The organism is Streptococcus sp. 121 (assembly GCF_016458205.1).
Classification (GTDB): Bacteria; Bacillota; Bacilli; order Lactobacillales; family Streptococcaceae; genus Streptococcus.
In genome coordinates, this window is record NZ_JAEMED010000014.1 from 1 (window position 1) to 16,666 (window position 16,666).

General features: G+C 44.8%; 18 protein-coding genes and 1 pseudogene. 2 read left to right on the plus strand and 17 right to left on the minus strand.

Features of this window, described 5'->3' with window-relative positions:
- Positions 1-294: 294 nt before the first annotated feature.
- The 8 genes from JEQ21_RS04080 to lacA form a co-directional block, all read right to left on the minus strand.
- Positions 295-633, minus strand: coding sequence for a hypothetical protein (locus JEQ21_RS04080; RefSeq protein WP_199364105.1), 339 nt, complete (start codon positions 631-633; stop codon positions 295-297).
- Between the two features lie 293 nt (positions 634-926).
- Positions 927-2,339 (minus strand): PTS galactitol transporter subunit IIC, encoded by a 1,413-nt coding sequence (locus JEQ21_RS04085; protein WP_199364107.1) that lies wholly within the window; start codon positions 2,337-2,339, stop codon positions 927-929.
- 11 nt (positions 2,340-2,350) lie between these two features.
- Positions 2,351-2,653, minus strand: a complete 303-nt coding sequence (locus tag JEQ21_RS04090; protein ID WP_196091033.1) for a PTS fructose transporter subunit IIB — start codon at positions 2,651-2,653, stop codon at positions 2,351-2,353.
- Between the two features lie 12 nt (positions 2,654-2,665).
- Positions 2,666-3,139, minus strand: a complete 474-nt coding sequence (locus JEQ21_RS04095) for a PTS sugar transporter subunit IIA (protein WP_196967644.1) — start codon at positions 3,137-3,139, stop codon at positions 2,666-2,668.
- Positions 3,132-3,470: a hypothetical protein gene (locus JEQ21_RS04100; RefSeq protein WP_325176124.1), complete on the minus strand. Its 339-nt coding sequence runs from the start codon at positions 3,468-3,470 to the stop codon at positions 3,132-3,134. The genes JEQ21_RS04095 and JEQ21_RS04100 overlap by 8 nt, the downstream gene beginning before the upstream one ends.
- Before the next feature lie 405 nt (positions 3,471-3,875).
- Positions 3,876-4,052 carry a hypothetical protein gene (locus JEQ21_RS10255; RefSeq protein WP_442805113.1) on the minus strand — a complete coding sequence of 59 codons (177 nt, stop codon included), beginning with the start codon at positions 4,050-4,052 and terminating at the stop codon, positions 3,876-3,878.
- A gap of 262 nt (positions 4,053-4,314) precedes the next feature.
- On the minus strand, positions 4,315-4,830 hold the full coding sequence (gene lacB, locus JEQ21_RS04110) for a galactose-6-phosphate isomerase subunit LacB (RefSeq protein WP_199364109.1): 516 nt from the start codon (positions 4,828-4,830) through the stop codon (positions 4,315-4,317).
- 10 nt (positions 4,831-4,840) lie between these two features.
- Positions 4,841-5,263, minus strand: a complete 423-nt coding sequence (gene lacA, locus JEQ21_RS04115) for a galactose-6-phosphate isomerase subunit LacA (RefSeq protein ID WP_199364111.1) — start codon at positions 5,261-5,263, stop codon at positions 4,841-4,843.
- A 234-nt stretch (positions 5,264-5,497) separates the two neighbouring features.
- On the opposite strand from lacA, the gene JEQ21_RS04120 reads away from it, so the two are divergent.
- Complete coding sequence (locus tag JEQ21_RS04120; RefSeq protein ID WP_196967647.1) at positions 5,498-6,271, plus strand: DeoR/GlpR family DNA-binding transcription regulator; 774 nt, start codon at positions 5,498-5,500, stop codon at positions 6,269-6,271.
- Positions 6,272-6,486: 215 nt separating this feature from the next.
- Here the strand turns inward: JEQ21_RS04120 and JEQ21_RS04125 are convergent, their stop codons facing one another.
- The 6 genes and pseudogenes from JEQ21_RS04125 to pnp form a co-directional block, all read right to left on the minus strand.
- Positions 6,487-7,005 carry an NYN domain-containing protein gene (locus tag JEQ21_RS04125; RefSeq protein WP_196091028.1) on the minus strand — a complete coding sequence of 173 codons (519 nt, stop codon included), beginning with the start codon at positions 7,003-7,005 and terminating at the stop codon, positions 6,487-6,489.
- Positions 7,006-7,010: 5 nt separating this feature from the next.
- A complete protein-coding gene (gene rlmB / locus JEQ21_RS04130) occupies positions 7,011-7,739 on the minus strand; it encodes a 23S rRNA (guanosine(2251)-2'-O)-methyltransferase RlmB (RefSeq protein ID WP_199364113.1) in 729 nt (242 codons plus the stop codon).
- A gap of 284 nt (positions 7,740-8,023) precedes the next feature.
- The gene (locus JEQ21_RS04135) at positions 8,024-8,365 is read right to left on the minus strand and encodes a DUF6287 domain-containing protein (RefSeq protein ID WP_196091026.1); all 342 of its coding nucleotides are present in this window, start codon (positions 8,363-8,365) and stop codon (positions 8,024-8,026) included.
- Between the two features lie 13 nt (positions 8,366-8,378).
- Positions 8,379-8,771: a Mini-ribonuclease 3 gene (locus JEQ21_RS04140; protein ID WP_199364115.1), complete on the minus strand. Its 393-nt coding sequence runs from the start codon at positions 8,769-8,771 to the stop codon at positions 8,379-8,381.
- Positions 8,764-10,107 carry a cysteine--tRNA ligase gene (gene cysS, locus JEQ21_RS04145; protein WP_199364117.1) on the minus strand — a complete coding sequence of 448 codons (1,344 nt, stop codon included), beginning with the start codon at positions 10,105-10,107 and terminating at the stop codon, positions 8,764-8,766. The genes JEQ21_RS04140 and cysS overlap by 8 nt, the downstream gene beginning before the upstream one ends.
- A 26-nt stretch (positions 10,108-10,133) precedes the next feature.
- Positions 10,134-12,233: pseudogene (pnp, locus tag JEQ21_RS04150) on the minus strand (polyribonucleotide nucleotidyltransferase); the annotation flags it as partial.
- A gap of 153 nt (positions 12,234-12,386) precedes the next feature.
- Between pnp and pepF the strand changes: the two are divergent.
- A complete protein-coding gene (pepF, locus tag JEQ21_RS04155) occupies positions 12,387-14,183 on the plus strand; it encodes an oligoendopeptidase F (RefSeq protein WP_199364119.1) in 1,797 nt (598 codons plus the stop codon).
- A 71-nt stretch (positions 14,184-14,254) separates the two neighbouring features.
- Here the strand turns inward: pepF and rpsO are convergent, their stop codons facing one another.
- The 3 genes from rpsO to pelG all read right to left on the minus strand — a co-directional run bounded on the left by rpsO (position 14,255) and on the right by pelG (position 16,664).
- A complete protein-coding gene (gene rpsO / locus JEQ21_RS04160) occupies positions 14,255-14,524 on the minus strand; it encodes a 30S ribosomal protein S15 (protein WP_135038137.1) in 270 nt (89 codons plus the stop codon).
- A gap of 134 nt (positions 14,525-14,658) precedes the next feature.
- Positions 14,659-15,381: a pseudouridine synthase gene (locus JEQ21_RS04165; RefSeq protein ID WP_199364121.1), complete on the minus strand. Its 723-nt coding sequence runs from the start codon at positions 15,379-15,381 to the stop codon at positions 14,659-14,661.
- Positions 15,382-15,413: 32 nt separating this feature from the next.
- A complete protein-coding gene (gene pelG, locus JEQ21_RS04170; protein WP_199364123.1) occupies positions 15,414-16,664 on the minus strand; it encodes an exopolysaccharide Pel transporter PelG in 1,251 nt (416 codons plus the stop codon).
- Positions 16,665-16,666: the final 2 nt, after the last annotated feature.

Below are 16,666 nucleotides of genomic sequence, written 5' to 3' on the forward strand. Positions count from 1 at the left end.
TTGGCGTGCGCCGAGTTCATGTTCGAGGAAATCAAAATGTGGAAACAGAGTTAGGACTCCTCTTAATGAGCATGAATCTTACAAAATTGACTAAGAGGTTAGTCCAATATGAAAAAGATAAAGAAAAATCACAGACAAATTTGTATCTTTTGGCGAAAACCAAGTACAAATTATCTGTGATTTTTCAATTATTGGCTAGTTTTTGCCCAGCCTCAATCAAAGGGTTCTGCGAAAAGAATTCACACATTCAGATTTTGAAATGTAATGAGTATTACTTACATCAAAAGAGGGAGCTCATCTACTACCAAACCTGGACCAGTTTCCTTCAGTGGGCAAACCTAATTGTTTCCACTTGGCATCATCAAAGTCTGTTCTCGCGGTAGCAGGATTATCTCCCAGTTGAAACTTCCAATTTTGGTCAAATGGGACCACCTTATCTGGATTCGAAAACTGATTTAAGGGATACCAGGTAGTTTGCTGACTGACACTAGGCCCTGCGGAAATAGTCTCAATTTTCTCTTCTTCTAGCATCATAGACTGGACACTGACAGTTTTCTCGCTCACTAGGTGGAGTACGTCGCCTCCTTTGACTTCTTTCTCTTTTTCAAAGAGTTGTCCGATACCTCCTCGCATACTCCTTCTTCAATTATGCGGAGTTGGTTGCTTTCATTGGTTTGGACAACGAAGCCAGCACCCGCTGCAAGTGCTAAGGCAATTGCAACGGAGTCCAGACCTATACTAGTTATTCTTAGGGAATACCGCTACTGCGTTTGATGGTGATTCCTGGTGAGCTCCTTCGTTTAAGGTTAGTGCTTACATTTTTGAGAGTGCTAATTTGGAAATTATATAAAAAATCAATTTCTGTTTCCTTGCACAAACTATGTAAAAACTCCCATAAGAGAGCCTTACGTGGAGTTTTTACATATTCATCTATTTGTTGTTTCTGCTTCAAGGTAGACCTGGTTCCGTTTTTTCATTTCACCACGGTACCAGAAGAAGAGCAAGGTGTATACTACTAGACTACCGATAGCTAAAATCATAAAGGTACCTTCTCCAGCAGCAGCTTTACCAAGAAAGAATGCCAAGAATTTTTCAATTGGTCCTTCCATAGTAGTATGAGAAATCATTGCTGAAGCTTCAATTCCTTCCGGGAAGGCTCCAACTTTCATTGCTGTCTCAGTAATAAATGGGGCCATGATCGTACCTGACCACAAGAAGAGTGGCAATTCAATAGCTCCGATAACAATCATCCGAATCAATTTACCACGTGTCACGACAAGCAGAGCTGGGGTAACTCCCATGGCAATAATTCCTGCAAGTGGCAAGAGTTTATTTCCTGGTAAGATAATAGATTCAAGTAACATAATTGGGGCAAGGACATTGGCAGCAGCCCAGATTTCCGCACGACCAGCAAGGAAAGGCCAATCCAAACCGATATTTAGAGTACGACCAGCAAGACGTGAAGAAGCGAAATCGGTGATTCCCTGCGACAAAGGCTCTACAGCTGCAATAAACCAAGAACCAATTAAAGAGAACAATTCCAAGCAGACCGCTGCAACAAAGGCCAACGAAACAATTTCAGATGGAGTTTGACCAGCAAGAAGCCCTACAAAGATTCCCAAATAAATACCAATCGCAAATTTTGAACCCCAGAAACCTATTTTTGCATTCAACCTAGCTGCATCAAAGTCGTATTTATCCAACCAAGGGAATAGGAGATCAAAAATTTTATCGAAAACCATGATGATAGGATTCATCATAAAGTTCATATGAGTTGTGGTCATTGGATTTTCTGGACCAGCCCCCAACAAATCATTAAAGGTTGGTTTCATCAAATCAGAGTTGAGAATTTTCAAAACACCAATAAAAACCACCAATACAGTCGCAATGAATAGATTGGCTCCACTCCAAATTGCAAAGAGACCTACAATTGAAAGGTGCCAGATATCGAAGATATCAACGTCAAGTGTATTCGTTTTTTTCATAGCCAACATAATTAGGTTGACGATGACCATCACCAATAGGAAGTAGAGGGTAAATGGTGAGCCCCAAGTAATTGTTGCCAGAGGAGCCCATCCCACGTCTGTAATGGTTAACTCTAAACCAGTCCGCGCTACGAAATCTGTCATAGCACCTGAGAAGGCAGTAGACAAGATATTGATAATCGCTCCAATACCTGTTAGGGCAATCCCCAGTTTCAAACCTCCCTCTAAGGCTTTAGAGAATTTTACCTTAAAACAAAGTGCCAAAATGGTCAAAATAATGCTCATCAAGGATGCCGCACCCAGATTAATAATTGGCTGGAATATCTGATTGGCTAAGTCTACAATTGCATTCATATGTTATCTCCCTATTTCGCAACGGAAGCAATCGCTTCCTCCATTTTTTTGTACACTGGTTCTGCCATGGCCGGAATACGATATAAAATCGCCCCTGCATCTACCACTGGAATTTCAACATTGAATCCCAAGTCAGTTTTGGAAATTTGAGCGAAGATATCATAACGAGACATCATTTCTTCATTAATGTCTTTAATCATGACTGCATCACAGGTCACTTGATACCCACGTTTTGCCATTTCAGATTCTAAAGCACTTTTAATTTGGTGGCTAGAATTTACACCTGCTCCACAAGCTGCTAAAATTTTAATCATTTTCCGTACTCCTTAAAAATTCTTTTCTAAATAGTGATAAACTTCTTCTACTGATTCAAAGCTAAAGAATTCCACCAAATCCTCAACATTTTGGCGATTCACAAAATCCATAATCTGGGCTAATAGCCCAGATTGCTCCGATTCATCATGATTCAAGATCATAAACAAAAAGGAAACCTGTAATTCTTCGTCAGGAACAATCATATTATGGAAGGTGAGGGGATGTTTCAGCTTTACTGGAACAATCCGCGTTTGATTTACAAAGCTACTTTCTGTATGCGGAATCGCAACATTCGGTAGCCGCTCATCAATCGGTGCGAGTGGAAGCCCAGTTGGATACTGTTTTTCTCGCTCTACCAGGTTGGACAGAAACTCTTCTGTCACAAGTCCGTGCTCTAATAAGGCTTGAGCAACTTCCACAAATACATCATTTTGTGTCAATGCCTCAGATATAAAGACCGTTTCTTTGGCAAATAAATTAGTCATAGATCACCTGAACTTTCTGAAAAATAGAAATTACTGAGGAAGCCAGACTCTCATTTAAGGCTTCAAGATTGGCTCTCCCTTCTGTCCGAAGCCATTCACGAGCTGCTTCCTCTCCTTTTTCAACACAAACCGAAACAACACCAGCCCATGTTGATCGTCCACATAGGACACCATTGAAGTTAGCACCCGCCTGATAAGCAAACGCCAGTGTTTCTTGGAAGAGTTGCGCTGAAACCCCAGCACTAAGGTAAAGATACTCTTTTAGTGAATCTTTTATAACCGTGTTGGTTCGTCTTGCCCTACTCACACCACCGTGCGTGCCGTTCGGCACACGGCGGTTCAGTTAACTTTTAAGGCATGTCGTTTTAAGTAGTAATCGAGACAGCTGACCAATCCTAGTTTGGCGAGGTCTGGTTTTGATATTGCTCTCTTTAATACTATACTTCCTGCAAAACAGTGACGGAACTTGAGATTCATCGGAGTTATACTCTTTTAGTTTATCTTTTATTACTGTGTTAGCTCGTCTTTCCGTACTTTAGTACTGCCTGCGACTCGCTGCCTTGTACTAAAAGCAAACTAAAAGACTATATCATTTGAAAAAAGACTGAGTCACAAGATATTTCAGTGTGGTTATGCGATATTTCCTGCTGTGAAATTGGATCAAATACATTAGTTCCGCAGGATATCTACTGACTTTTATGCTACTAGTTGATAATGGTCACCCCAACCTGACACCCTATCCGCTATCCACCTTGGAACTCCGAGTTGCAGTAAGCCCCAAAGACGACGTGACTTCTTCGTTGTTCTCTGGTGGGCTCAGCCACACCATAATGCCTAGCATTTCCCGCAAAGCTCCACGTGGATTAAAAACCAAAGTTGAAATGATTCCGCGATGGTCCGTTAGTGCATCCAATGTGACTTTATTTGCTATACTGTACCTCTTCAACTAAGATTTGTAGCTGCAATGTTCCACCCTCTGAAAGGAATACTCCCCCGTTTCTTACCACATTCCCCATCAGTTCAATTTGTGGCAGAACACGGAGACATCCTCTCCTTTTCCTGCTGCTATTTTAAAGGAGGAGTTCACCCAGATAGCTTGGGCTAAATTGAAACTCTCTCATTTATGGATATTCCAATCGAAAGATTCGAGGCACTACTAGCATTCTTTTGTCCACCTAATCGTGGTACTCTCCGCGATTCCATTTTTCAATAAATTCTTCGAAAAAGCTTGAACTATTTTGTTCCTGGTTTTCAGATTCTATACTAGAAATTTTGTTTACCAAGGCTTGGTTTTCAGGGCTTGCTTCATATTCCGTTTCAAGGAAGGCATCAATGATGTCACACATGAGTAGCTCACCACTAATTTTTCCACCAAACCCAATCACATTGGCATTCAAGACCTTTTTCGCATAAATTGCAGAGGTCATATCCCGAACAAGCGCACCACGGACACCTGGAACCTTATTGACCGCATTGTTAATTCCAATACCTGTTCCACAAATACAAATTCCGACATCCACCTGTCCACTCGCAACTGCTTCACCAACTTTTTTGCCATAGATTGGATAATGAGTTCGAACGTGGTCATAGGCTCCAACATCTAGAACCTCATGTCCCTTCTCCTTCAAATAATCCACTACTGCAATTTTTTCATCCGTAACAATATGGTCACAACCGATTGCAATTTTCATTCACTTCACCTCAGCACATTTTATTCAACATATCCACACGAATCTGGTGACGCCCTCCATCATAAGATCCTTCAACAAATCCTCTAACAATGTTCTTAGCCAAACCAACCCCCACAATCTCTGCACCAATCGTCAGCAATCGTGAATTGTTATGCCCCCTAGTCATATAAGCTGAACGTTCATCCGAAACGACTGCTGCAATAATTCCCTTGCATTTCGTAGCCACCATGAAAGGACCAACACCATATGCATCAATAACCAGCCCTAAGGCTTCCTGATCTTTCTTTAACTCTGCAACAACAGCTAGTGTCTCATCTACGAAATCTCCCCCTTGACTCACCGTCACCAACTCGTATCCCAATGTTTTGAGATAGTCGTCAATGGCGATTTTGAGATGTTCCCCATGGGAATCTGCGGCTACGTATAACTTCATACACCTGACCCTCACATTCTTTATATTTGCTCACTTACATTGTAACCGTTTTCGAACAATAAGTCAACAATCTTTGTTTGTTTTTGTGTTTGTTTAAACAAAAAATATATTGTGTTTGGCCAAAATAAAAAGAACCCAACATCAGAATGAGGTTCCTACCTATTATTCATTCAATCATTAGCAGAATTTTTGGTCGTTTTTTGTTACAATAAAAATAAAAAAAGGGGGGGAGAAATGAAAAAACAAAAAAGATTGGAAAAAATAACTCGTTTAGTCCACCAAAAAGGAACAATTCGAACATCTCAAATTGTCGAAATGTTGAATGTAACAGATATGACTGTCCGACGGGATTTGGGAGAATTAGAAGAACTAGGAATTTTAACCAGAATCCATGGAGGAGCTCGTTCCAATACCGCCTTCCAGTACCGCGAATACTCCCACTCAGAAAAGCACATCCAGCATCAGGCAGCAAAGCAGGCCATTGCCCTGCGAGCAGCCTCTCTCATCGAAGATGGCGACCGAATTTTTCTAGGCCCTGGGACGACAACCACCTATTTAGCAGAGGCCATTCAAAACAAACAGTTAACCATCATCACCAACTGTTTACCTGTCTTTCGAGTGCTCTCCCAAAAGAAATCCGAAGACTTCAAAGTCTTTCTGCTAGGAGGAGAATTGCGTCAGGTAACCGAATCCTTCATAGGTGAAATTACCAATATGAGTCTTGAAAATCTCCATTTTTCAAAAATGTTTTTTTCTGCTAATGGTGTCAAAGCGAATCAGGTTATGACCTCGACGATTACTGAAGCCTATACCCAACACTTAGCCCTAGAACACTCCCTCGAACGCTATTTACTTTTAGACAAGTCAAAATTTGGCAAAGATGACTTCACTTCCTTCTGTGAACTCGACAATCTGACAGCTGTTGTCACAAACTTAGCAACACACGAAGAAACTTACCCACTAGTCTCCCCACATATTGATATCATCAACGATTTGCAAATGCCATAGTATTTTAGTTTACGCTTAACGAATCTTAGTATGTTTGAAAATCCAATGAGTATTACTTTTAGTACAAGGCAGCGAGTCGTAGACAGTACTGAAGTACGGCAAGACGGGCTAACACAATAATAAAAGATAAACTAAAAGAGTATACCATAAGACATTCATAAAAAAATTCCCTCATTCATGCTTTGAATGAGGGAATTTTTTATAGTAATCAGGGATTAGTCCTCCACTTGACCAAGAAGCTCCTGCAAAGTCTGCATATTTTGGTCTGACCACGGTGTTAACCGTGGGGTTTGAATATCCACCTGGTCAACGAATTTGTCCAGGTCCTTCTTAACCACCGCTGTTCGTTTTTCCAATTCACGAGCGGAAACCCGCAAGGCTCCCTGGGCAAAGACCGTCCACTGTTCATTCAAGTCACTAGTCGCAACCGATACTTGATTGCGACCAGTGTTCAACTGGGCTGCTAGTCTTTCAATATAGGAGTCCGCTGTTTCATCTTCCTCCGTGAAAATCACCGCCACCTGAAATTCGTCGTAACGCTGCCGGATACCGGGCACATGCTGGGCATCGAAGACACAGGTGATCTCCAGTCCTTCAAAACTCGCATAATTGCTGAGGCGATTGAGTAAGAGGTTTCGGGCAGCATCTAGCTGATTGCGTTTGAAATAGCTCTTTGTGCTTTCCCAAGAGGCAATCATATTGTATCCATCAACGAGTAAAATCTGTTTCTTCATAGGCTTTACACTTTATTCCGATAGACTTCGTACATCAAAACGGCTGCGGCAACACTGGCATTCAGGCTTTGAACATGACCTCCCATTGGGATGGTAATCATCTCATCCACCTGCTTCTTAATGTTGGGGGAGATGCCCTTACCTTCATTCCCGATAATCAAAGCCAATTTTCCTGAAGTATTCCATTTGTGAGAAGGGGTTCCATTCATATCTGTTCCAAAGACCCAGAAACCAGCTTCTTTGAGCTTGTCCAAGGTCTGACTCAGATTGGTCACCCGAGCCACTGGCACATGCTCCAGCGCCCCTGTCGCAATCTTGGCTACCACTGGCGTAATGCCAACCGACCGGTGTTTGGGAATAATGATCCCAGTAACCTCCATGGCATCCGCCGTCCGCAAAATGGAACCCAAATTATGAGGATCTGTGAGGCTATCCAAAATCAGAATCAGAGGATTCTCCTGCCCTTCAGCCTTGGCCATCACATCTTCAAGACTCTGGTAAGCATAGGCGGATACCCGCAAGACCAAGCCCTGATGAACCCCCTTCTGGGTCATCTCGTCTAACTTTTTCTTACTGGTCCAAGAAATCGGCACCTTGTGCTCACTGGCCAAGTCCTTGACCCGCTCCAGCTTCTTGCCCCGTAAATCTTCCTGGATGTAGAGCTTGTTCCCCGTCCCCATTTCCAAGGCTTCCACCACAGAGTGGTGACCGTAAATTGTGTCTGTTGTTTCCATTCTTTTTTCCTTTGACTGATAGAGTAAGGAGGGGCTATGCCCCTCCTTATACTCTGTTGTTTCTACATCTGATACTCAATAAAAATCAAAAATGAACCTTGGAAGTGAACCGAGGACAGCTCGAAATCTCTGGGAGAGGTTTCGAGCTTGTAGATAAAACTTTCGAAGAAAGTTTCAAATAAGTACGGCAACGTTGACAAAAACTTCGTTTTTTCAACTAGAATCTCAGACAGTCTACCAGACTGTCTGACCTGACAACGGTTCAATTTGATTTTTGAGGAGCCTTAATCCACTTTATAATAAAACTCACGCGCAAAAGCCAAATCGCCATTGCTTTGGCTAAGCCAGATGCGGTCTTTAAAATGTTTCGAGCGATCCTGGGTATCTGGGTTCGATGCGTCTACACCGCTGGGGATAAAACGAATTAAGGCACCGCCAACCAGTGCACGGATTGGCTCATACTGGGTGCTGAGGAAGCCCCCTTCTACTAAAGCATTGGTAAACGTAACATGATAGGTGTCTGATACTAGACCTTTTTCATCAAAAACCAAGCGGTCTTCGTAGTCATTTTCCCAAGTTCCTGCGATGCTTGAGAAATCGCCAGCAAGAATTTCTTCGATATTCATAAGGGGTCTCCTTTTACTGCTCTTGTTCGACGGTTTGAATACACCAGTGAATCAATTCTTCCAGCCGGTCGATTTGGCCAGTCAGGTGAAGATAACCCAGGAGGGCTTCAAAGCCCGTCGACATTCTGTAGGTGACGACATCTGTATTTTTAGCCTTGGTATGGCTATTGGCGTTGCGTCCTCGTTTATAGATTGCAACTTCTTCTTCCGTCAGCATTTCCTGATCCAAGAGAGCTTGGACCAACTGAGCCTGAGCCTTAGCAGATACATAGTGGGTGGCCACATGGTGGAGGCGGTTGGGCTTGGTCATTCCTTGCAAGATCAAGTGTTGGCGCACATAGACCGAGTAGATAGCATCCCCATCAAAGGCCAGAGCAATACCGTTAATCAGGCGGACATCAGTCACGCTGCCACCTCACTCCCTCTTTGGTGTCCAATAAGCGAATGCCTTGTTGGGCAAGCATATCCCGAATCCGATCGGCTTCTTGGAAGTTTTTCGCTGCACGCGCCTCTTGGCGTTGGGCAATTAATTTTTCAATTTCTTCCTCTAAAATATCTTCTTGGAAAACCAACCCAAAAATAGCAAGGAACTGCCCAAAGACGGTTTGAACCTCCTCCGTATAATGGCCGGAATTGATCCACTTGGCCAAGTCAAAGAGTACGGTCAAGGCATTGGCTGTATTGAAGTCATCGTCCATCGCAGCCTCAAAATCCCGGACAAAGTCTGGTAAACGACTAATGTCAGCCGCCTCTTTAAGAGGGCTGAGATAAGTGTTTTTCAGATACTTCAGATTGACTTGGGCATCGTAGAGTGCCTTGTCACTGAAATTAATGGGACGACGGTAGTGTTGACTGTTGAGGAAGAGCCGTAGAACCTGACCATCAACCGTCTGCAAGAGCTCATGGACAGTCCGGAAGTTCCCTAGAGATTTGGACATTTTCTCATCATCAATGGTAATAAAGGCATTGTGCATCCAATAATGGACGAAGGTCTGACCGGTCTTAGCTTCAGACTGGGCAATTTCATTGGTATGGTGGGGAAACTCCAAGTCACTTCCACCGCCATGGATATCCAAAGTTGGACCCAAAAGCTCCGTTGACATGACCGAACACTCAATATGCCAACCAGGACGACCTGCCCCCCAAGGGCTATCCCAAGAGATTTCTCCATCCTTAGCAGACTTCCACAAGGCAAAATCCAAAGGATCTTCCTTACGATCCGCTTCTGAGCCTAAACGTCCACTGGCTCCCTGAGCCAAATCCTCCAAGGACTTATTGGCCAACCGACCATAACCTTCGGATTTACGAACCCGGAAATAAACGTCCCCCTGGCTTTCATAAGCCATTTCTTTGGCGATCAATTCCTGAATAAAAGCGATGATTTCAGGAATATAGTCCATCACCCGTGGATTTTGAGTGGCTGGAAGAATTCCCAAAGCCTGGGTATCCTCCAAATAAGCTGCAATATACTTATCAGCTACTTCTTCCGGACTGATACCTTCCTCAAGAGCCCGGTTGATGATCTTATCATCCACATCCGTAAAGTTGGAAATGTAGGTCACCTCATAACCACGATAGGTGAGGTAGCGACGAATGGTATCGAAAGCCACAACTGGGCGAGCATTTCCAATGTGAATGTAGTTATAGACCGTTGGCCCACAAACGTACATGGAAACCTTGCCCTCCACTTGAGGACGAAACTCTTCTAGTTGCCGACTGAGGGTATTATAGATTTTGATCATAGAGATCCTTCCTACTCAACTCCTTGGGGTTTCGGGAACAAGGCCTTCATAGAGGCATTCACCCGACCTTTATCATCAATCTTGATAACCTTGACATCTACTTCATCCCCAACTTCGAGAATATCTTCGACCTTGTTAACGCGAGTCCAAGCCATTTCTGAAATATGCACCAAGGCATCTGTCTTATCAAAGAGGTTGACAAAAGCTCCAAATTTCTCAATGCGGGTTACTTTTACGCCAGTAAAGACTTCATCCACCTTAGCTTCACGAACCAAATCAGCAATGATTTCCTTGGTTCGGTTAATAGCAGCTTGGTCTGGTGAGAAGATGGAAACCAAACCGTCTTCGTCAATGTCAATCTTAACGCCAGTTTCCGCAATAATCTTGTCGATGGTTTCCCCACCTTTACCGATAACCACCTTGATTTTGTCCACATCAATTTGGATGGTATCGATTTTCGGAGCAGTTGGCGCCAACTCCGGACGAACTTCCGGAATAGCTTCATGAATGACATCCAAAATCTCAAAGCGAGCCTTCTTAGCCTGGGCCAAAGCTTCTTCAAGAATTTCCGGGGTGATCCCAGAAATCTTGATATCCATCTGCAAGGCTGTAATTCCCTCACGAGTTCCTGCCACCTTAAAGTCCATATCTCCAAAGTGATCTTCTAGACCTTGGATATCTGTCAAGACAGTGTAGTTGGTCCCATCTGAAATCAAGCCCATGGCAATACCAGCTACTGGCGCTTTAATTGGGACCCCACCAGCCATCAAGGCCAAGGTTCCCGCTGTAATCGAAGCCTGGGAGCTCGAACCATTGGATTCCAAAACTTCCGCTACCAAACGAATGGCATAAGGAAATTCCTCAAGACTTGGCAAGACTTGCTCCAAGGCCCGTTCACCCAAGGCCCCGTGCCCGATTTCACGACGACCTGGTGCCCCATAACGTCCCGTTTCTCCCACAGAATATTGTGGGAAATTGTAATGGTGCATGAAGCGTTTTTTGTATTCAGGATCTAGGCCATCCACAATCTGGGTTTCACCCATTGGAGCCAAGGTCAAAACAGACAAGGCTTGGGTTTGCCCACGTGTAAAGAGACCTGAACCATGCACCCGTGGAAGATAATCAACTTCCGCAGCCAGTGGGCGAATTTCATCGACTTTCCGACCATCCGGACGCACCTTATCTTCCGTAATCAGACGACGAACTTCCGCATGCTCCATCAATTCAAGGATTTCAGCCACGTCTCGCATGATACGGTCAAACTCTTCATGATCCGCATAACGCTCCTCGTAAACAGCCTTGACTTCTTCACGAACCGCATTGGTTGCCGCTTCACGCGCCAATTTCTCCTCAACCTGCACAGCCGCTTGCAATTGCGGATTGTAGGCCGCCTCAATTTCAGCCTGCAAGTCCGGATCAACTTGCAACAATTCCACCTCTGCCTTGTCCTTCCCAATCGCAGCAATGATTTCCTCTTGGAAAGCAATCAACTCTTGGATCGCCGCATGACCTTTGAGAAGCGCTTCAAGCATGATGTCTTCAGACAGTTCTTTGGCCCCTGATTCCACCATGTTAATCGCTTCTTTCGTTCCTGCTACGGTTAAATCAAGAGTGGATTGTTCCATCTCCTCTTGACTAGGGTTGATGACAAAAGCGCCATTCACATAACCCACTTGGACGCCGGCAATTGGACCATCAAAAGGAATATCTGAAATTCCAAGAGCTAGAGAAGAACCAAACATGGCTGCCATCGGAGCAGAGGCATTCTCATCGTAGGACAAAACCGTATTAATCACCTGGACCTCATTGCGGAATCCTTCCGCAAACATAGGCCGAATCGGACGGTCAATCAACCGAGCTGTCAAGGTAGCATCCGTAGATGGACGCCCTTCCCGCTTGTTAAAGCCACCCGGGAATTTTCCAGCCGCATACATTTTTTCTTCATAGTTGACTTGAAGAGGGAAGAAATCCCCTGTAGCCATTTTCTTGGACATCACTGCTGCTGTTAAAACAGTCGATTCCCCGTACCGAACCACAACAGCACCATTAGCCTGACGTGCCACCTGTCCTGCTTCAACAATCAATTCACGACCTGCAAAGGTCGTTTTAAATACCTGTTTCGTCATTGAATACTCCTAAATTTTATTGGGGATTTTCTACAAAAATCAACCCAGCAGACCCTGCTCGATTCATCTTTGCACAAAAGTCCCCGACCCCTTTATTCTACCACAATCACGCTTAAAATTGCTATACTAGGAGGGAGACGAAAGGAGACTTTTATGGAACAAAAACACCGTTCAGAATTCCCAGAATACCAACTCTGGGACCTTACCGCCCTCTACCAAGATCGGGAGGATTTCCTCCGGGCCATCGAGAAGGCTAGCCAAGATATAGAGGAATTCCAACGCAACTACCAAGACAACTTGAACACCTTCGAAGATTTTCAAGAAGCCTTTCAAGTCTTGGAACACATCCACATTCAAATCAGCCACATCTTGACCTATTCCTTCATGCCCCAAACCACCGATTTTGGCAATGACGACTTTGCTCAAATCGCCCAGGCTGGAACTGACTTCGGAACACAAGCACAAGTTGGGTTGGCTTTCTTTGACGCGGCCCTACTGGAAGCAGACTCTGCGATTTTAGATCAGCTGGAAAGCCAGCCGGGACTCAGCCAGCCCATTCGCTTGGCCAAAATAAAAAAAGCCCACTATCTAGGAAAAGAAGCTGAAAAAACATTGGCCAACCTCAGCGAAATCTTCCAAGCACCACAGGATATCTACAGCAAGATGCGGGCTGGAGACTATGCCATGGAGGATTTTGTCGTCGATGGTAAAACCTACAAAAACTCCTTCATCAGCTACGAAAACTTCTATCAGAACCACGAGGACGCTGGCGTTCGAGAAGCTGCCTTCCGCTCCTTCTCTAAGGGACTGCGCCAACACCAAGAAACCGCAGCAGCTGCCTACCTAGCCCAAGTCCGTTCTGAACAAATCTTAGCCGACATGAAGGGCTACCCATCTGTCTTTGACTACCTCTTGGCGGAGCAGGAAGTAGATCGCAGCCTCTTCGACCGGCAGATTGACTTGATTATGAATGAGTTTGCACCAATTGCTCAAACCTTCGTGAAACACGTGGCCCACATCAACGGTCTTGAAAAAATGACCTTTGCGGACTGGAAGCTAGACCTAGATCCGCAATTGAACCCAGAAGTATCGATCGAAGAAGCCTATGACTTGGTCATGCGCTCCGTTCTAGCTCTGGGACCAGAATATGTTGAACAAGTCAAACGCTACCAGGAAGAACGGTGGGTTGACTTTGCAGCTAACACTGGTAAAGAATCCGGCGGTTACGCTGCTGACCCTTATAAGGTCCACCCTTATGTTCTCATGAGCTGGACTGGACGCATGAGTGATGTCTACACCTTGATTCATGAAATTGGCCACTCTGGACAATTCATCTTCTCCGACAATCACCAAAGTATTTTCAACACCAGCATGTCTACCTATGCCGTTGAAGCTCCTTCAACCTTTAATGAGCTCTTGCTCAGCGACCTTTTGGAGAATGAGTTAGAAGATCCACGCCAAAAACGCTTTGCCTTGGCACACCGCCTCACAGACACCTACTTCCACAACTTTATTACCCACCTCTTGGAAGCAGCCTTCCAACGCCAGGTTTACACCTTGATCGAAGAGGGACAGGTCTTTGGTGCAGAGAAACTAAACGCCATCATGAAAGATGTCCTCACCCAGTTCTGGGGAGATGCCATCGAAATCGACGACGATGCCGCCCTTACCTGGATGCGCCAAAGCCATTACTACATGGGGCTATACAGCTACACCTACTCCGCAGGACTCGTCCTCTCCACTGTTGGCTTCCTCAAACTCAGAGAAAGCCAGGATCCGAACTTCTGGCTGGACTACCTCAAACTCGGCGGTAGCCTACCACCTCTCGAAGCAGCCAAGGTCTTGGGTGCAGACCTAACCACTGAAAAACCATTACGAGATACCATCCAATTCCTGGATGACACTGTCCAACAAATCATCCGCTACAGTCAAGAACTGGGGCAAGCTTAGCTATGAGCATCTGAACTCAGGTTCAGATGCTTTTTTCCATCAAAAAAACTGCCCGTGGGCAGTTTTTTTGATTAACGACGTAGTCCCAATGAATGGATCAATTCACGGTAACGGTTAACATCCGTGCGACGTAGGTAAGCCAAGAGGTTACGACGGCGACCGATTTTTTTCATCAAACCACGGTAAGTAGCGTGGTCTTTTTTGTGCACTTTGATGTGCTCATTCAAGTGGTTGATTTCCCAAGTCAATACTGCAACTTGAACTTCAACAGAACCTGTGTCACCTTCGTGACGAGCATATTGTGCAATGATTTCATTTTTCTTCTCTTTTGAGATTGCCATGTTTCTTCTCCTTTTTTCTTCCCCATCCGAGTGCGAGGGACTGGCAGGCCCACCACCAAGAAGGGGTCTCTATCCTTACGGACATTTTCATTCTACCAAGCCCTTTTTCGTTTGTCAACTAAAATCAACCTTTCTTATAAAGGCACGTCATAGTCTTGCAAAAGCGCTAGATCTTCCTCCCGTAGGGCTCGGTAAGTTCCTCTTTCCAATTCCGGATCCAGCTGCAAGGCCCCCATAGACAGACGTTCCAAATAGGTCACTTCCTTACCACAAGCTGCCACCATCCGTTTAACCTGATGGAATTTTCCTTCCTGAATACGAATCAGGACTTCCGAACAACCTTGACCTACCTGTAGTAGTTCCAACTCTGCTGGTTTACTAGTGAAATCCTTAAAGCGAATCCCTTCCGCAAAGCGCTTTTGATCCTTGACCGTCATTTCTCCTGCGACCAAGGCCCTATAAACCTTGGTCACATGCCGCTTTGGTGACAACATGGCATGTGCCAGAGGACCATTATTGGTTAAGAGCAGGAGTCCTTCGGTGTCCTTGTCCAAGCGCCCCACTGGAAACAAATCCTTTCGCCAATCATCCGGATCCAGCAGGTCTAGAACTGTTTTACCAGAACTATCTTGGGTGGCAGAGAGGACACCGGCTGGTTTATTGAGCATCCAGTAATAAAAGGTCTGATAAGTCAGTTCCTGATCTTGATAGTGAATCTGATCTTCCCCTTCCCGGATGTGGGTCTTAGCACTTTTTTCAACCTGACCATTGACCTTAATCAGTCCCTTCTTCACTATTTGTTTGACTTCCGAACGCGAACCCAACCCTACTTCTACTAAATAACGATCCAAGCGCATGCGTGTACCTCCTTGCTCAAATTATAACACGCCTAGTCGTAATAGGAAACAATCGCATAGAGCCACTGACCTCTGAGCCTCTCATAATGGCAATAAGCTAAGGCCACTGTCAAGGACGAACTCAGGAAAAAACCTAGCCCAAAATAGAAAATGCCAGCCCAGCTTGAAACGATGGCAAAGAGCACATTAACCCCAAAAAAGCAGCAGGCTAAGCGCCATACCAAACCAAATTGGAGGAGATCTTGAAAAAGAGATTGAAAGACTTGCAGCAATTGGAGTAAACAGTAGGCCGGCAGCAGAAAACCGATATAATAACGAACCCAGTTCAAGGGATGAAAATAAGAATACACAGCCAGGCCCATTAGAAGCAAAATAAATTCCAGCAACCACAAGAGCAGGAACTTATCCATGCGTTGCTGGCAGAGCTCCTCGTAAGTTTCCAACTGTTGACTAGACATGGACCCATTCAAGCCCTTAACAAATGTTCGCCAAACTGGCGTCAGATAAGCCTCTTTGACTCCTAACCACTGAGCAAAGAACAGCAGATAGAGGCACAAGGAAATCAAAACAGCCTGGTCATAGGCCGGCGCTAGCCGCAAGCCCGCCCCAAAATTCTTGCCCAAGGGGGAAGAATAAACGACGACCAAGGGAAACAATATGGCACTGTAAAAAACAAGACCTAGCCAAGCCTGACGAGAAGGTACAAGAGAGGTTCCCTCCTCTAACTTCTCCAGCTGACTCCACAAGAGCAGGGCGTCTAACAAAAAGAGTAGGGTAAGACCTAAAATCAATGAGGAAGCTAGTCCCATCTGACTCAGCAAAAGGGAAAAAAGGAGAATCAATCCAAAAATCCCTATCAAATTCAGACAATATCGTTCCATATTCAGCCTAACTCCTAACCGCTCTCGTAAAAGCTGAGCAGACAAAGATGCCCCCAGCAAAAGAACGACAAGGCCTGTCCCTGTATTGAAGGTGTCAACATAAAGGAGATAAGTTACCAACCCCAAAGATTGCAGCCCAACAAGTCCCAAAAGACTCCGACCATACCAGGTCTCACTGGCGCAAGCAAACCAAGGGCGCATCAGACTCTGGACCAAAAAGACGCCTAAAAAACCATAACTTAAGAGGGGCAAGAGATGGACTATTTCCCCCACCTGTCCTAAATGCAACCAAACTTTTATCTGGCTGAAAAACATCAAAAACAGGGGGAAGAAAAGAAAACTACCATAAAGCGCTAGTAAAAGCTGTAAGGCTCGAAGTCCTTGTCGACAGATTTTCCACATTC

Coding starts and splice junctions, on each gene's coding strand:
- JEQ21_RS04120 (WP_196967647.1), top strand. CDS start 5,498: ATGAAAAAACAAAAAAGATTGGAAAAAATAACTCGTTTAGTCCACCAA.
- JEQ21_RS04090 (WP_196091033.1), bottom strand. CDS start 2,653: ATGATTAAAATTTTAGCAGCTTGTGGAGCAGGTGTAAATTCTAGCCAC.
- pepF (WP_199364119.1), top strand. CDS start 12,387: ATGGAACAAAAACACCGTTCAGAATTCCCAGAATACCAACTCTGGGAC.
- JEQ21_RS04080 (WP_199364105.1), bottom strand. CDS start 633: ATGCGAGGAGGTATCGGACAACTCTTTGAAAAAGAGAAAGAAGTCAAA.
- lacB (WP_199364109.1), bottom strand. CDS start 4,830: ATGAAAATTGCAATCGGTTGTGACCATATTGTTACGGATGAAAAAATT.
- JEQ21_RS04135 (WP_196091026.1), bottom strand. CDS start 8,365: ATGAATATCGAAGAAATTCTTGCTGGCGATTTCTCAAGCATCGCAGGA.
- rpsO (WP_135038137.1), bottom strand. CDS start 14,524: ATGGCAATCTCAAAAGAGAAGAAAAATGAAATCATTGCACAATATGCT.
- JEQ21_RS04165 (WP_199364121.1), bottom strand. CDS start 15,381: ATGCGCTTGGATCGTTATTTAGTAGAAGTAGGGTTGGGTTCGCGTTCG.
- JEQ21_RS04095 (WP_196967644.1), bottom strand. CDS start 3,139: ATGACTAATTTATTTGCCAAAGAAACGGTCTTTATATCTGAGGCATTG.
- lacA (WP_199364111.1), bottom strand. CDS start 5,263: ATGAAGTTATACGTAGCCGCAGATTCCCATGGGGAACATCTCAAAATC.
- pelG (WP_199364123.1), bottom strand. CDS start 16,664: ATGTGGAAAATCTGTCGACAAGGACTTCGAGCCTTACAGCTTTTACTA.
- JEQ21_RS04125 (WP_196091028.1), bottom strand. CDS start 7,005: ATGAAGAAACAGATTTTACTCGTTGATGGATACAATATGATTGCCTCT.
- cysS (WP_199364117.1), bottom strand. CDS start 10,107: ATGATCAAAATCTATAATACCCTCAGTCGGCAACTAGAAGAGTTTCGT.
- rlmB (WP_199364113.1), bottom strand. CDS start 7,739: ATGGAAACAACAGACACAATTTACGGTCACCACTCTGTGGTGGAAGCC.
- JEQ21_RS04085 (WP_199364107.1), bottom strand. CDS start 2,339: ATGAATGCAATTGTAGACTTAGCCAATCAGATATTCCAGCCAATTATT.